Below are 14,700 nucleotides of genomic sequence, written 5' to 3'. Positions count from 1 at the left end.
GCGCTTCGCCATCCGCGAAGGCGGTCGTACCGTGGGCGCCGGCGTCGTCGCCAAAATCATCAAGTAATTGATGGACCGGCGGGGGGAGCACTCCCCCCGCCTCTTTCGTTCTTTAGGGATTCCCATGAAAAGCCAGAAAATCCGCATCCGCCTGAAGGCGTTTGACTACAAGCTGATCGATCAGTCCGCCGCTGAGATCGTCGAAACGGCCAAGCGCACCGGCGCCGTGGTTCGTGGTCCCGTGCCGCTGCCCACGCGCATCCGTCGCTACGACGTGCTGCGTTCGCCGCACGTCAACAAGACTTCGCGCGACCAGTTCGAGATGCGTACGCACCAGCGTCTGATGGACATCGTTGATCCCACCGACAAGACCGTGGACGCCCTGATGCGTCTGGATCTGCCGGCCGGCGTGGACGTCGAGATCGCCCTGCAGTAATCCCCGACCGGGCCGCTTCGCGCGGCTCCTTCGGACGAAACCGCCCTGCCTTCTAGGCAGGGCGGTTTTTTCATCGTCGGGCCGCCCCAAGATGAAAAACGCCCCCTTGGGGGGCAGCAAGCCGAAGGCGTAGCGTGGGGGCACTTTCTATGTTAGAATCAAGGGCTTCGTCGTCCATTTCTGTTTTTAGGAAAACGGATGGCGAACGATCAAGCCCCGGCCAATCGCAGTCGGGAATGAAAACTGTGGGGAAACACCCCCCGGAGAAAACAATGTCGAATTCGACACCTACGCCCGCGGCCTGGCGCCTCGGGCTTGTGGGGCGCAAGGTTGGCATGACCCGCATCTTTACCGAGGAAGGCGAGTCCATCCCGGTCACGGTGCTGGACGTGTCCAATAACCGCGTCGCCCAGGTCAAGACGCCTGAAATCGACGGCTATGCGGCGGTCCAGCTTGCCTACGGCGAGCGTCGTGCCTCCCGTGTGGCCAAGGCTCAGGCCGGCCACTACGCCAAGGCCGGCATCGAAGCCGGTTCCATCCTCAAGGAATTCCGCCTGGATCCCACCCGCGCCGCCGAATTTACGGCCGGCGCCGTGGTCGCCGTGGAGTCCGTGTTCGAAGTCGGCCAGCAGGTCGACGTCACCGGCACCACCATCGGTAAGGGTTTCGCGGGCACGATCAAGCGCCACAACTTCGGTTCCCAGCGCGCTTCGCACGGCAACTCGCGGTCGCACCGCGTGCCGGGCTCCATCGGCCAGGCCCAGGATCCGGGCCGCATCTTCCCCGGCAAGAAAATGTCCGGTCACCTGGGTGATGTCACCCGCACCGTCCAGAACCTGGACGTCGTGCGCGTGGACGCCGAGCGCGGCCTGCTGCTGGTGAAGGGCGCCGTCCCCGGCCACAAGAACGCCGACATCATCGTGCGCCCCGCCATCAAGGCGACGCCCAAGAAAGGAGCCTAATCATGGAACTCAAGCTCCTGAATGATCAGGGTCAGTCCTCGGCCACCGTGGCCGCCGCCGACGAAATCTTCGGCCGCGACTTCAACGAAGCCCTGGTTCACCAGATCGTCGTGGCCTATCAGGCCAACGCTCGCATGGGCAACCGCGCCCAGAAGAACCGCGAGACGGTCAAGCACTCCACCAAGAAGCCCTGGCGCCAAAAGGGCACCGGCCGCGCCCGTTCCGGGATGACTTCCTCGCCGATCTGGCGTGGGGGTGGCCGTGCGTTCCCGAACTCGCCGGACGAGAACTTCAGCCACAAGGTCAACAAGAAGATGTACCGCGCCGGTCTGCGCGCGATCTTCTCGCAGCTGGTCCGCGAAGACCGCCTGGCCGTGGTCGAAAGCTTCACCCTCGAGGCCCCGAAGACCAAGCTGGCTGCCGCCAAGCTCAAGGATCTGGGCATCGCCGAACCCGTCCTGATCATCACTGATGCCCTGGACGAAAACGTCTATCTCGCGACGCGCAACCTGCCCCACGTGGCGGTCATCGAAACGCGCTACGCCGATCCGCTGTCCCTGGTCCACTACAAGAAAGTGCTGATCACCAAGCCGGCGATCGCCCAACTCGAGGAGTTGCTGGGATGAATGCCGAACGTCTGATGCAAGTCATTCTGGCGCCCGTCGTGACTGAAAAGTCCACGATGATCGCTGAAAAGAACAACCAGGTCGCTTTCCGCGTCGTCGCCGACGCCACCAAGCCGGAAATCAAGGCCGCCGTTGAACTGCTGTTCAAGGTCGAAGTCGAGTCCGTGCAGGTTGCCAATCGCAAGGGCAAGGAAAAGCGCTTCGGCCGCTTCATGGGCCGTCGCCGCAATGAGCGCAAGGCCTATGTCTCGCTCAAGGCCGGGCAGGAAATCGACTTTACGGAGGTGAACTAAAATGCCGCTGATTAAAGTCAAGCCGACGTCCGCCGGCCGCCGGGGCATGATCAAGGTCGTGCACCCTGAGCTGCACAAGGGCCCGGGCTACGCTCCGCTGCTCGAACCGCAATCGCAGAACTCCGGCCGCAACAACAACGGTCACATCACCGTGCGCCACCGTGGCGGCGGTCACAAGCAGCACTACCGTGTCGTTGATTTCCGTCGCAACAAGGACGGCATCGTCGCCAAGGTCGAGCGCCTGGAATACGACCCGAATCGCACGGCGCACATTGCGCTGCTGTGCTACGCCGACGGCGAGCGCCGCTACATCATCGCGCCGCGCGGTCTGGCTGTGGGCGCCACGGTCGTGTCCGGTTCGGATGCCCCCATCCGCGCCGGCAACACGCTGCCGATTCGTGCCATCCCGGTCGGTTCCACGATCCACTGCATCGAAATGCAGCCGGGCAAGGGCGCTCAGCTGGCCCGTTCGGCCGGCGCGTCCGCCGTGCTGATGGCCCGTGAAGGCGTTTACGCCCAGGTCCGCCTGCGTTCCGGCGAAGTCCGTCGCGTCCACATCGATTGCCGCGCCACCATTGGTGAAGTCGGCAACGGCGACCACAGCCTGCGCCAGATCGGCAAGGCCGGCGCAGTGCGCTGGCGTGGTATCCGCCCGACGGTCCGTGGCGTTGCCATGAACCCGGTGGATCACCCGCACGGCGGCGGCGAAGGCCGCACCGGCGAAGGCCGCGAACCCGTCAGCCCGTGGGGTACTCCCGCCAAGGGCTACCGGACCCGTCGTAACAAGCGGACGGACAATATGATTGTCTCCCGCCGCAAGCGCAAATAAGGGGCGAACACTATGTCACGTTCGATCAAGAAAGGCCCGTTCGTCGATGCGCATCTGATCAAGAAGGTCGATGCCGCCGTCGGGGGCAAAGAAAAGAAGCCGATCAAGACCTGGTCGCGCCGTTCCACCATCCTGCCCGAGTTCATTGGGCTGACGATTGCCGTGCACAACGGCCGCCAGCACGTTCCCGTGTACATCAACGAGAACATGGTCGGCCACAAGCTCGGCGAATTCGCCCTGACGCGCACCTTCAAGGGGCACGCGGCGGACAAGAAGGCCAAGAGGTAAGCCATGGAAACTACCGCAGTCATCCGCGGCGTCCATATTTCCGCGCAGAAGACCCGCCTGGTGGCGGATCTGATCCGTGGGAAATCCGTGGCGCACGCCCTCAACATCCTGACGTTCAGCCCCAAGAAGGCCGCCGGCATCCTGAAAAAGGCGCTGGAATCGGCCATCGCCAATGCCGAACACAATGATGGCGCCGACATCGACGAACTGAAGGTCACCACGATCTACGTCGACAAGGCTCAATCGATGAAGCGGTTCTCCGCGCGCGCCAAGGGCCGCGGCAACCGCATCGAAAAGCAGACCTGCCACATCGTGGTCAAGGTCGGGGCGTAAGGAGTCGCAATGGGACAGAAAATTCACCCGATTGGGTTCCGCCTCGCGGTCAACCACAACTGGACTTCTCGCTGGTATGCGAACGACAAGGTCTACGGCAGCATGCTCGCCGAAGACATTCGCGTCCGTGAATACCTGAAGAAGAAACTGAAATCGGCTTCCGTGGGCCGCGTCGTCATCGAGCGCCCCGCCAAGAACGCCCGCATCACTGTGTACTCGGCTCGTCCGGGTGTGGTGATCGGCCGTCGCGGCGAGGACATCGAAACGCTGAAGGCCGACCTGCAGCGCCTGATGGGCGTGCCCGTGCACGTCAACATCGAGGAAATCCGCAAGCCGGAAACCGACGCGCAACTGATCGCCGACTCGATCACCCAGCAGCTCGAAAAGCGCATCATGTTCCGCCGCGCCATGAAGCGCGCCATGCAGAACGCCATGCGTCTGGGCGCCCAGGGCATCAAGATCATGTCCTCGGGCCGTCTGAACGGGATCGAAATCGCCCGTACCGAATGGTACCGCGAAGGCCGTGTGCCCCTGCACACCCTGCGCGCGAACATCGACTACGGCTTCTCGGAAGCGCAGACGACCTACGGCATCATCGGTGTCAAGGTCTGGGTCTACAAGGGCGACATGCTGCCCAACGGCGAAATGCCCCCGGAAACCGCCGCCCCGCGTGACGAAGAACGCCGCCCGCGCCGTGCGCCGCGTGGCGATCGTCCCGGCCGTCCCGGTGACAACCGCGGTCGTGGCCGTGGCCCGCGCCGTGATGCTGCTGCTCCGGCGCCTGAAGGAGAATAAAACATGCTGTCACCCTCTCGCAGGAAGTACCGCAAGGAACAGAAGGGCCGTAATACCGGCCTGGCCACGCGTGGCGCTCAGGTTTCCTTCGGCGAGTTCGGTCTGAAGGCCACGGGTCGTGGCCGCCTGACCGCTCGCCAGATCGAAGCCGCTCGTCGTGCGATCAACCGTCACATCAAGCGCGGCGGCCGCATCTGGATCCGGATCTTCCCGGACAAGCCCATCTCGCAAAAGCCCGCCGAAGTCCGGATGGGTAACGGTAAGGGCAACCCGGAATACTGGGTCGCGGAAATTCAACCCGGCAAGGTGCTGTACGAAATGGAAGGCGTGAGCGAAGAACTCGCACGCGAAGCTTTCCGCCTGGCCGCCGCCAAGCTGCCCATCAGCACGACCTTCGTGTCGCGCCGCGTGGGCGCCTAAGAGAGATCAGGATATGAAAGCCAGTGAACTGCGCGCCAAAGACGCCGCCGGGCTCCAGACCGAGCTCGAGAGTCTGCTGAAGGCACAATTCAACCTGCGCATGCAGCGTGCCACCCAGCAGCTTTCCAACACCAGCCAGTTGGGCAAGGTGCGTCGCGACATCGCGCGCATCCGCACCATCATGACTGAGAACGCAGGAAAGTAACATGACTACCGAAACCCAGAAAGACACCGCCAAGCGTCAGCGTACGCTGGTCGGCAAGGTCGTCAGCAACAAGATGGACAAGTCCGTCGTTGTCAGCGTCCAGACCCGTGTCAAGCACCCCGTGCTGGGCAAGTTCGTCAACCGCACCGCGAAGTACAAGGCGCATGACGAAGCCAACCAGTACAACGAAGGCGACACCGTCGAAATCGCTGAAGGCCGCCCCATCTCCAAGTCCAAGTCCTGGACGGTGGTGCGCCTGGTCGAGGCCGTGCGCATCATCTGATGCCGCATGACCGGGGGGCAGTCCTGCTGCCGCCCGTCTCGACCCCGCATGGAGCTCCGGCTGCCGTGCACCCCTGAACCCCGCCTCGTGCGGGGTTCAGTCGTTCCGGGCGCCCGGCCGCTGCGGCGGACAGATCGCAGATCACCGCGGCCATGATCCCGCGCAAGCGGGACGCGTGGCGCAATCCTGTAGGATAGGGCTTTCTCCAAGGGCCGCCGTCATGGACATCACCTGTTTCGACGATCTGCTGCAGGCTGCGCGCCTGCAGCCCGAACCACAGCGCCTGCTGTTCGTCTTTGCCGCCTGCACGGTGCCGGATGACGCCACGCCGGAACAGAAGGCCAGCCATGCCCGGGGCGAAGGCGGTGAACTCACGCCGATGCTGTGCGTGGACAAGACCCCGGGCGAACTGGATGCATTCGCCACGCTGGTCGAGGAATCGCGCCGAACCGGCCAGGACTGGCAGGTCGTGTTTGTGGCCGCCATGGCCGATCAGTCGGCCTATCTGCCGGACAACAAAGACGTCGATCAGGCCTTTCAGCGCATGACGCAGATGATCAAGTACGGCACCATCGGCTCCCTGCTGGCCTTCGACCGGGACGGCGACCCCATCGTGTTCGGCGCCGCTTGAGGGCCGTTTGACGCGCTACGCCCGCCCTCGACCTTTGACGGCAGCGGGTGAATTCCAAGGGTCTCGATAGGGGCTGCGTGGGATACCTGTTACCCTCGGGGGTGACGATGCCGGTCCATGGCATCTGGAGAATTCCCATGAAATCCTCTCTTTTGCGTTGGTTCGGCCTGAGCCTGCTGGGGTTGCTGGCCGCCTGCGCGGCGCCTCGACAGACGCCCGCGACGGCTGCCGCACCGGCGGCCGTCTACACCCAGGCCGCGCCCGTCACCCAGGCGGCCGCTGCCGCCTATGATGCCGGCCTGGACATCTTCCATCCGGTCGCTGCCAAGCACGGCATGGTGGTGTCGGAGCAGGCGCTGGCCACGCGTGCCGGCCTGGAGATCCTGCGCGCGGGCGGCAACGCCGTCGATGCGGCGGTAGCGGTTGGCTTCACCCTGGCGGTGACGCTGCCCAACGCGGGCAACCTGGGCGGCGGCGGCTTCATGATGGTGCACGAGGCGCGCGGCGGCGGGGATTACGCCCTGGACTTCCGTGAAAAGGCGCCGGTGCGGGCCACGCGCGACATGTACCTGGACGCGAACGGCCAGGTGGTGGACGGCCGCTCGCTGCACACGCATCAAGCCGTGGGCGTGCCGGGCACGGTCGCCGGCCTGACGCATGCGCTGGCCCGCTGGGGCTCGCTGCCTCTATCGCAGGTCATGGCACCCGCCATCCGTCTGGCGGAACAGGGCTATCCGGTCAGTCCGACCCTGGCGGACACGCTGGCGAATAATGCCAGACCCATGAGCCGGTGGCCGGCGACACGCGCGATCTTCTGGCGCGACGGCCGTCCCCTGCAGGCGGGCGAACGGCTGGTCCAGCGCGATCTGGCGCGTTCCCTGCGCCAGATCGCGCAACGCGGGGCCGACGCTTTTTACCAGGGACCGATCGGGGACAAGATCGCCTTGGAGATGGCGCGCCACGGCGGCCTGATCACGGTGCAGGATCTGGCGGCTTATCGCGCGGTCGAGCGCCCGCCCATCATCGGCAACTATCGCGGCCACCGGATCGTGACCATGCCGCCGCCCAGCTCCGGCGGCATCCATCTGGTGCAGATCCTGAACATGATGGAGGCCTGGCCCGTCGCCGAATGGGGCGCGGGCAGCGCGCAGACCCTCCACCACATGGCCGAGGCCATGAAACTGGCCTACGCCGACCGTGCGCAATACCTGGGGGACACGGATTTCGTGACGGTGCCGGTGGCCGGTTTGATCTCCAAAGCCTACGCCCGGCATCAGGCCGCCGGCATTGCGCCGGACCGCGCCCGATCCGCGGCCGATATCCGCCCGGGCAAGCCGCAGCCTTATGAAAGCGACCAGACCACGCATTTCTCGGTGGCGGACGCGGCGGGTAATGCGGTGGCCGTCACCTATACGCTGAACACGAACTTCGGCAGCGGCATCGTGGCCGAAGGCACCGGCATCCTGCTGAACAACGAGATGGACGATTTCTCGGCCAAGCCGGGGGTGGCCAATGTCTACGGCCTGACCGGCGGCGAGGCCAACGCCATCCAGGCCGGCAAACGGCCGCTGTCGTCCATGACGCCCACCATCGTGTTGCGCGACGGCCGGCCCTGGCTGGTCACCGGCAGCCCGGGCGGCGCGCGCATCATCACCACCGTGCTGGAAACCGTGGTCGACGCCATCGACTTCGGCATGAACCCGGCCGAAGCCGCCGCCCAGCCGCGCTTCCACCATCAGTGGCAGCCCGACGAGCTCCGGGTGGAAAAGGGCTTCAGCCCCGATACCCTGAACCTGTTGCGCGGTTATGGGCACCACGTGGCCGTCAAACCCGCCATGGGCCGCACCCAGACCATCCTGATCCGCGACGGCATGCTGTACGGCGCCTCGGATCCGCGCAACCCGGATGGCGCTGCACTGGGGTACTGATGATCGGTCAGGTTATGGACGAAATTGCCGTGGTCCTTTCCCCGTCCAGCGCTTCAGGGCCCTGCGGAAGCTGGCGGCATCGCTGAATCCCAGCAGCATCGCAATATCAAAGATGCTCATTTTTGTGGTCTGCAGATATTCTTGCGCCAATGTCGAGCGCACATCGTCGGCAATGGCCTGAAATGTGGTGTTCTCGGCCAGCAGGCGCCGTCGAAGCGTCCGGCTGGTCATGTTCAACATGCGCGCGGCGGACTCCATGTCAGGAGACTCTCCGGGACGGGTCATCAGAATCTGGTAAACCGAGCCGGCGGTACCTTGCTCGGTTTTCGCCTGCCCCAGCAGACGATCGCAGGTTTCCTGCATGAGCGCAGCAGTCAGCGGGTGCGCCATCATGGGCTTGCGGTCAAGCACGGCGCGGTCGTAGACCAGTTCGCAGCGAGCTTGCCCGAAGGCGCAAGGGCAGTGAAGATAATCTTCATAGATCCCGGCATGATCCGGAGCCGGATAGGAGAAGCTGGCTCGCAGCGGCGGGCAGGCTGCGCCCGCCACATCCTGTAAATGCGTCACGTGCAGACTGAATTGCTGTTCGATCAGGAATCGCCGCAGGTCCTGCGCCGGGTCCAGGACGAAGATGTCGGGAAAGCTCCATGTGGCAAGGTCGTCATGCTCGTTCCATTCGATCGCCATGGGGGGCGTCGCCAGCCGGCGGTACTTGAGCGCCAGCCTGAAATAATCACGGATCGACAGGCAGGACAGCAGGGCGTAGCCGTAGATGCCATAGGCCGAGACGCGCAGCCGGGCGCCCAGCAAGAACGGCGTGGCGGGGTCCTGCGACAGGGCGAGCGCGTTCATGCAGACCGTCAGGTATTGGCGGATGGAGGTCAGGGTGGACGGGTCCTGCAAATGGTCCGCATCCACGCCGCTGCCCATCAGGCTGTCATGGGGGGGGATGCCTTGCTCGGCCAGAACCTCTACCAGTGCGCCGATCTTGTAGGGCGCATAGATCCGCTCGTCGGGAAGCGGCAGCAGGGAATGCATGTCGGTGATCCTTGATTGTCCTTGAAAGTCCTCTTTGAGTCCGAAAATAACCTTGTTTGACCGGGTTGGCAACGCTAATCTGAGCAGCATCGGGGCAAGAGTGTGCAGGTAGAGACGCATGCCGTTGACTGGCGGCAGGATCCGTGCGGAGCACGGAGCGGCGCCCCGCCATCGAAGGACCGCATCACGGCGTCCAACAAAGAAGGAGGAGATCCATGGGGATCGCATTGGGTTTTTGGGGAGCGAGCATCGTCGTATGCGTTGCAGTGTCGCTTTACTTGTGCAGCAAGATCGAAGCCTCCGGGGTGCGCCGCTGGGGCGCGACCGGCGATCTGCTGCGGTACGAGTGAGGGCGAAATGAGTCTTTCTTATTTCATCGTCTTTGGCGGCTATCTGGCCTTTCTGCTCTGGACTTGTCTCAAGAGCATGAAAGAGGTCGAGTCGCTGTCCGATTTCACCACCGGCGGCCACCGGATGGGGCTGTTGCTGGGGGTCGGCACCTCGGTTGCAACCTGGGTCAGCGTGGCCTCGGTGATGGGCGTGCCGGGCCAGCTTTACCGCACCGGCGTCGCCGCCATCATCGGCTGGGTGGCGGGCTGGTTCCTGGCCACGGCGGTCATGCCGATCCTGGCCTACAAGGTGCGCCGGCCTGAACTGCCGGCGCGGACCTTTCCTGAATTCATCCGCATGCGCTTCGAGCCGTTCGCGCGTGTCAGCGGCTTGCAACTGATCGTCGCCGTGCTGATGCTGGTGGGCTATTTCATCTTCTGCCACCTTCAGGTCGTGGGCTTCGGCATCGTCTTTCACACGATCACCGGCATCCAGTATGAATATGCCATCTTCGCCTTCCTGATCCTGCTGGCGCTGACCTCGCTGGGCGGTTTCTGGTCGGTTGCCGCCACCGACACGCTGAATGCGACGCTGATCCTGATCGGTCTGGCCTTCGGCACCGGCGCCATTCTGTACGCGACCGGAGGGATTGGTCCGATCATCGACGCCGTGGCGACGACCACCGCGCCCACCAATATCGGTGGCGCGCCGCTGGAGCCGGGCATCCTGCTGTCGCCTGCTGGCACCTTCGGCTGGTCGGTGCTGCTGGGCATTTTCATGTCGAACGCCATCGGCGCATCGGTCGCGCCGCACTGGATCAATCGCTTCATGGCGCCCAAGAACAGCAAGGCGGCCGTGTTGCAGATGATGTGGACCGTGATCGCGCTGATTCCGATCTTTGTCTGCCTGATCGTGATCGGCCTGGGCGCCAAGGCGCTGCTGCCCAGCCTGCCCGTCGACAAGACCACCGACTACATCATGCCGCTGATCGTGCAGGACTATGCCCCGCCTTTCGTCGGTGCGATGACGCTGATTGCGCTGCTGGCGGCGGCGGTTTCGACGGCGAACTCGATGCTGTTGAACTGCGGCACTTCGCTTTACTACGATCTCTACCGCTCACTCTATCCCGATCGCCAGTTCGATGATGCCCGCGCCACGCGCCATCTGCGCTACTGCGTGCTTGCCCTCGGTCTGCTGTCGGTGGTCAGCGCGATCAAGCCGCCGATGCTGCTGGCCATGGGCTTTACCTATGTGTATGGCGCTTTCGGCGCGGCCTTCATGTGGCCGGTCTGGTTCGGGCTGTTCTGGAAGCGGATGAACCGCGCCGGCGCCTATGCCGGGATTCTCGTGGGGGCAGCAGGCTTCGTCACGGCCAAGGCCATGGGTGCGGACAACCCCTTTGTGATTGGCGCGGGTCTGTCGCTGGTCGCCACGCTGGTCGGGGTTTTCCTGACTTCGGCTCCGCCGAAGGAAGCCTATGAGGCCTATTTCGACGCCGATGTCAGTCCCTCGACCCGTGCCGTTGCGCTGCGCATCCGCCGCGAAAGCGACCAGACGCATGAACCCGGCAACGCGGCGCCGCTTGCGGAAGGGAGCCGGGCATGAGAGCCGCCCTCATCGGAGCGGGATCGCTCGGCACGATCATCGGCGCGCTGATGGCGCGGGGCGGTCGCCCGGTCGACCTGATCGACAGCAATCGTGAGCATGTCGATGCGCTGAACCGTAAGGGTGCGCAGATCATCGGCGAGATGGATCTGAAAGTCCCGGTGCGCGCCCTGCATCCCGACGCCATGAGCGGGCAATACGATCTGGTCTTTCTGCTCAGCAAGCAGACGGCCAACCAGGCCGTGCTGTCGCACCTGCTGCCGTTCCTGCACGGCGACAGCATCGTCTGCACCTTGCAGAACGGTATCCCGGAGCCGTCGGTGGCGGCGGTGGTGGGGCTGGAGCGCACGATCGGCGGTGCGGTGGGGTTCGGCGCGACCTGGATCGGACCGGGTGTTTCGCGGCTGACCACGACGGCCGAAGTCGTGCAGAAGTTCGCCTTCGAGATTGGCGAGCTGGACGGCGTGATGCGCCCGCGCCTGGGCGCGGTGCAGGACTATCTGGCCTGCGTCGGCCGCACGGCATTGCTCGACGATCTGATGGGCATCCGCTGGTCCAAGGTTTTGATGAATGCGACCTTCAGCGGGATGTCTGCGGCGCTGGGCTGCACCTTCGGCGAGGTCATGGACGATCCGCGCGCGCTGCTGTGCGTGGCCTTCATCGCGGATGAGACCGTGCGGGTTGCGCATGCCGCCGGTCATCGGATGGCCGAGATGCAGGGCGAGGATTTCGAGCGTTTCGCGCTCGCGGCACCCGCCTCGGCGCCCGAGGTCCTGCCGCTGATCCGCAAGATCTGGTCTCAGCACCGCCAGCTGCGTGCCTCGATGCTGCAGGATCTGGAAAAGGGCCGCGACACCGAGATCCATTTCATCAACGGCATCGTCTGCAAGACCGGGCGCGAATACGGTCTGGCAACCCCGTTCAACGACCGGGTGGTCGAGCTGGTCGGCGAGGCGCAGGCCGTACGCGGCGTACCCGACTTCTCGAATATCGATCGTTTTGAGGACCTGCTGCGTCCCCATCGGGCGCTGCTCGGCTGAATTGAACTGAACTGAGTTTTTGAGAGCATCATGGCAAGACAACCCGTTATCATCACCTGCGCCATCACCGGCGCGATTCACACGCCCACCATGTCGGATGCGCTGCCCTATGCGCCCGACGATATCGCCGACCAGGCCGTCGCGGCGGCCGAAGCCGGCGCTTCGATCCTGCACCTGCATGCGCGCCGCCCCCATGACGGCGGCGTCACCATCGACCCCGATGTCTTCGCTGCCTTCCTGCCGCGGGTCAAACAGTCGACCGAGGCGGTCATCAACATTTCGACCGGCGGCAGCCTGACCAACACCATCGACGAACGCGTCGCCCCCGCCCTGCGTTTCTCGCCCGAAATGTGCTCGCTGAACATGGGCAGCATGAATTTCAGCTTTCACCCGCTGGCCAAGCGCTACGACACGTGGAAGTTCGACTGGGAGCGTGATTACGTCGCGAAGTCCGACGGCAATATTTTCCGCAACACCTTTGCGGACATCGAAAACGCGGCGAATCAGCTTGCGCCGCACGACATCAAGTTCGAGCACGAGTGCTACGACGTCGGCCACCTGTACAACCTGCGTTTTTGCATGGACATCGGACTGTTCAAAGCACCGGTCTTCATCCAGTTCATCTTCGGCATCCTGGGTGGCATCGGCGCCGATATCGACAATCTGATTTTCATGAAGCGCACGGCCGACCGGCTGTTCGGCGATGACTACCGCTGGTCGGTGCTGGGCGCCGGCGGTGCGCAAATGCCTTTTGCCACCACCGCCAGCCAGATGGGCGGCAATGTCCGCGTCGGTCTGGAAGACAGCCTGTCCATTTCGCGCGGCAAGCTGGCGGAATCGAACGCACAGCAGGTCGCCAAGATCCGCCGCATCATCGAAGACCTGGGTTCGGAGGTCGCGACGCCGGATCAGGCGCGCGACATCCTGGGCCTCAAGGGCCGTGACAGGGTGAACTTCTAAGAGGCCTCAGGCCGACCGCTGTTCGCCTTCGTTGCGCAGTTCCTTGCGCAGGATCTTGCCCACATTGCTGCGCGGCAGGTCCTCGCGGAACTCCACGAATTTGGGCACCTTGTAGCCCGTCAGCAGCTTGCGGCAGTGGGCGATCACGTCGGCCTCGGTCAGGCTCGGGTCCTTGCGGATCACATAGAGCTTGACCACTTCGCCCGAAGCGCCGTTGGGCACGCCGATGGCGGCGGCTTCCAGGATGCCGGGGTGCTCGATGGCGGCGGCCTCGACCTCGTTCGGGTACACATTGAAGCCCGACACCAGGATCATGTCCTTCTTGCGGTCCAGCAGGAACACATAGCCCTTGTCGTTCATGTAGCCGATGTCGCCGGTCAGCAGCCAGCCGTCGGCGTCGAAGACCTTGGCGGTTTCCTCGGGGCGGTTCCAGTAGCCGGCCGTCACCTGCGGTCCCTTGACGCAAATTTCGCCTGATTCGCCGATCGCCACAGTGCAGTTGTCGTTGCGCACGGCGACCTCCGTGGACGGCACCGGCAGGCCGATCGAACCGTTGAAGTCGACCTTGTCGAACGGATTGATGGTCACGGCGGGCGAGGTTTCCGTCAATCCGTAGGCCTGGGCAATGGGCTTGCCGGTGGCCTTGAGCCAGCGTTCCGCGATGGCTTCCTGGACGGCCATGCCGCCGCCCAAGGTCAGGTTCAGCCCGCTGAAGTCCAGCTTGCTGAACTCGGGGTTGTTCAGCAAGGCGTTGAACAGGGTGTTGACCCCGGTCAGCGCGGTGAATTTGACCTTGCCGAGTTCCTTGATGAAGCCGGGGATGTCGCGCGGATTGACGATCAGCAGATTGCTGGCGCCCAGTCGCATGAACGTCAGGCAGTTCGCCGTCAGGGCGAAGATGTGATACAGAGGAAGCGCGGTGACGATGCATTCGCGGTCGCCCGTGCAGTAGGGGCGCACCCAGGCATAGGCCTGGCAGACGTTGGACACCAGATTGCCGTGGCTCAGCATGGCGCCCTTGGCCACGCCCGTGGTGCCGCCCGTGTACTGCAGCGCCGCCAGGTCGGCGTGCGTCAATGCGGGGCGATGGTAGGTCGAACGGGCGCCCTGGGCCAGCACGTCGCGCAGGCGCAGGGCGCCGGGGATGTGCCAGGCCGGCACCAGTTTCTTCACATGGCGGACCACCAGATCGGTGATCAGGCCCTTGGGGAAGCCCAGCAGCTCGCCCAGCGAGGTCACCACCACGCGTTTGACCTGGGTGCCGGGCATCGCCATGGCCTGCTGCAAGGTGTGGGCGAAGTTCTCCGCCACCACCACCGTGGTCGTACCGGAGTCGCTCAGTTGGTGGTGCAGTTCGTGCGCCGTGTAGAGCGGGTTGGTGTTGACCACCACCGCGCCCGCCATCAGCGTGCCGAACAGGCAGATCGGGTATTGCAGCAGATTGGGCATCATCAGCGCGACGCGGTCGCCCTTGCCCACCCCCTGGGCCTGCAGCCAGGCCGCAAAGGCCCGGGCCTGGTCCAGCGTCTGCGCGTAAGTCATGGACGCACCCATGCTGACGTAGGCCGTGTTGCCGGCGTACTGCCTGCAGCTTTGCTCGAACAGGTCGGCCAGTGATTCATAGGCGGCGGCCTGGTCGGTGATGTCAGCCGGCACTCCTTCGGGGTAGTGCTCCAGCCAGATGCGTTCCATGATGCG

20 protein-coding genes are annotated in these 14,700 nt (G+C 64.3%); 18 read left to right on the top strand and 2 right to left on the bottom strand.

Annotated features, from left to right (window positions below; all coding sequences use genetic code 11):
- From ACFO0J_RS02230 to ggt, 14 genes are all read left to right on the top strand, one after another.
- Positions 1-67: EF-Tu C-terminal domain-related protein (locus ACFO0J_RS02230; protein WP_080265453.1), on the top strand; the 67-nt coding region annotated here is incomplete at its 5' end.
- A 57-nt stretch (positions 68-124) separates the two neighbouring features.
- Complete coding sequence (rpsJ, locus tag ACFO0J_RS02225) at positions 125-436, top strand: 30S ribosomal protein S10 (RefSeq protein ID WP_291771496.1); 312 nt, start codon at positions 125-127, stop codon at positions 434-436.
- A gap of 272 nt (positions 437-708) precedes the next feature.
- Positions 709-1,398: a 50S ribosomal protein L3 gene (rplC, locus tag ACFO0J_RS02220; protein WP_376811419.1), complete on the top strand. Its 690-nt coding sequence runs from the start codon at positions 709-711 to the stop codon at positions 1,396-1,398.
- 2 nt (positions 1,399-1,400) lie between these two features.
- A complete protein-coding gene (gene rplD / locus ACFO0J_RS02215; RefSeq protein WP_343834860.1) occupies positions 1,401-2,024 on the top strand; it encodes a 50S ribosomal protein L4 in 624 nt (207 codons plus the stop codon).
- A complete protein-coding gene (gene rplW / locus ACFO0J_RS02210) occupies positions 2,021-2,317 on the top strand; it encodes a 50S ribosomal protein L23 (RefSeq protein ID WP_043679002.1) in 297 nt (98 codons plus the stop codon). Before rplD ends, rplW begins: the two co-directional genes overlap by 4 nt.
- A 1-nt stretch (position 2,318) precedes the next feature.
- Positions 2,319-3,146, top strand: a complete 828-nt coding sequence (rplB, locus tag ACFO0J_RS02205) for a 50S ribosomal protein L2 (protein ID WP_376811418.1) — start codon at positions 2,319-2,321, stop codon at positions 3,144-3,146.
- A gap of 12 nt (positions 3,147-3,158) precedes the next feature.
- Positions 3,159-3,434, top strand: a complete 276-nt coding sequence (gene rpsS / locus ACFO0J_RS02200) for a 30S ribosomal protein S19 (protein WP_066454635.1) — start codon at positions 3,159-3,161, stop codon at positions 3,432-3,434.
- A 3-nt stretch (positions 3,435-3,437) separates the two neighbouring features.
- Entirely contained in the window at positions 3,438-3,767 is a 330-nt protein-coding gene (rplV, locus tag ACFO0J_RS02195; protein ID WP_043678994.1) for a 50S ribosomal protein L22, read from the top strand.
- Positions 3,768-3,776: 9 nt separating this feature from the next.
- Complete coding sequence (gene rpsC / locus ACFO0J_RS02190) at positions 3,777-4,562, top strand: 30S ribosomal protein S3 (protein ID WP_376811417.1); 786 nt, start codon at positions 3,777-3,779, stop codon at positions 4,560-4,562.
- A gap of 3 nt (positions 4,563-4,565) precedes the next feature.
- Positions 4,566-4,982: a 50S ribosomal protein L16 gene (gene rplP, locus ACFO0J_RS02185; RefSeq protein ID WP_269356089.1), complete on the top strand. Its 417-nt coding sequence runs from the start codon at positions 4,566-4,568 to the stop codon at positions 4,980-4,982.
- A 13-nt stretch (positions 4,983-4,995) separates the two neighbouring features.
- Complete coding sequence (gene rpmC / locus ACFO0J_RS02180) at positions 4,996-5,187, top strand: 50S ribosomal protein L29 (protein WP_043678987.1); 192 nt, start codon at positions 4,996-4,998, stop codon at positions 5,185-5,187.
- A 1-nt stretch (position 5,188) separates the two neighbouring features.
- On the top strand, positions 5,189-5,470 hold the full coding sequence (gene rpsQ / locus ACFO0J_RS02175) for a 30S ribosomal protein S17 (protein ID WP_376811416.1): 282 nt from the start codon (positions 5,189-5,191) through the stop codon (positions 5,468-5,470).
- 220 nt (positions 5,471-5,690) lie between these two features.
- Complete coding sequence (locus tag ACFO0J_RS02170) at positions 5,691-6,101, top strand: ribonucleotide reductase subunit alpha (protein WP_376811415.1); 411 nt, start codon at positions 5,691-5,693, stop codon at positions 6,099-6,101.
- A gap of 137 nt (positions 6,102-6,238) precedes the next feature.
- Positions 6,239-8,029 (top strand): gamma-glutamyltransferase, encoded by a 1,791-nt coding sequence (gene ggt / locus ACFO0J_RS02165; protein ID WP_376811414.1) that lies wholly within the window; start codon positions 6,239-6,241, stop codon positions 8,027-8,029.
- 12 nt (positions 8,030-8,041) lie between these two features.
- Here the strand turns inward: ggt and ACFO0J_RS02160 are convergent, their stop codons facing one another.
- Positions 8,042-9,067 (bottom strand): AraC family transcriptional regulator, encoded by a 1,026-nt coding sequence (locus tag ACFO0J_RS02160; RefSeq protein WP_376811413.1) that lies wholly within the window; start codon positions 9,065-9,067, stop codon positions 8,042-8,044.
- Between the two features lie 215 nt (positions 9,068-9,282).
- On the opposite strand from ACFO0J_RS02160, the gene ACFO0J_RS02155 reads away from it, so the two are divergent.
- Genes ACFO0J_RS02155 through kce form a run of 4 tightly spaced genes read left to right on the top strand, consistent with a single transcriptional unit; the run spans position 9,283 to position 13,002 of the window.
- Positions 9,283-9,417: a hypothetical protein gene (locus tag ACFO0J_RS02155; RefSeq protein WP_376811412.1), complete on the top strand. Its 135-nt coding sequence runs from the start codon at positions 9,283-9,285 to the stop codon at positions 9,415-9,417.
- A 7-nt stretch (positions 9,418-9,424) separates the two neighbouring features.
- Complete coding sequence (locus ACFO0J_RS02150) at positions 9,425-11,002, top strand: sodium:solute symporter family protein (protein ID WP_376811411.1); 1,578 nt, start codon at positions 9,425-9,427, stop codon at positions 11,000-11,002.
- A complete protein-coding gene (locus tag ACFO0J_RS02145) occupies positions 10,999-12,042 on the top strand; it encodes a ketopantoate reductase family protein (RefSeq protein ID WP_376811410.1) in 1,044 nt (347 codons plus the stop codon). Before ACFO0J_RS02150 ends, ACFO0J_RS02145 begins: the two co-directional genes overlap by 4 nt.
- Before the next feature lie 30 nt (positions 12,043-12,072).
- On the top strand, positions 12,073-13,002 hold the full coding sequence (gene kce / locus ACFO0J_RS02140) for a 3,5-dioxohexanoate:acetyl-CoA acetone transferase (RefSeq protein ID WP_376811409.1): 930 nt from the start codon (positions 12,073-12,075) through the stop codon (positions 13,000-13,002).
- 6 nt (positions 13,003-13,008) lie between these two features.
- Here the strand turns inward: kce and ACFO0J_RS02135 are convergent, their stop codons facing one another.
- Positions 13,009-14,694 (bottom strand): AMP-binding protein, encoded by a 1,686-nt coding sequence (locus ACFO0J_RS02135; RefSeq protein ID WP_376811408.1) that lies wholly within the window; start codon positions 14,692-14,694, stop codon positions 13,009-13,011.
- Between the last annotated feature and the right edge of the window lie 6 nt (positions 14,695-14,700).

The organism is Castellaniella hirudinis (genome assembly GCF_042651965.1).
In the GTDB taxonomy this organism is placed as follows: Bacteria; Pseudomonadota; Gammaproteobacteria; order Burkholderiales; family Burkholderiaceae_B; genus Castellaniella; species Castellaniella hirudinis.
Note: the sequence above shows the minus strand (reverse complement) of the source record. Positions and strands in the feature narration are given on the sequence as shown.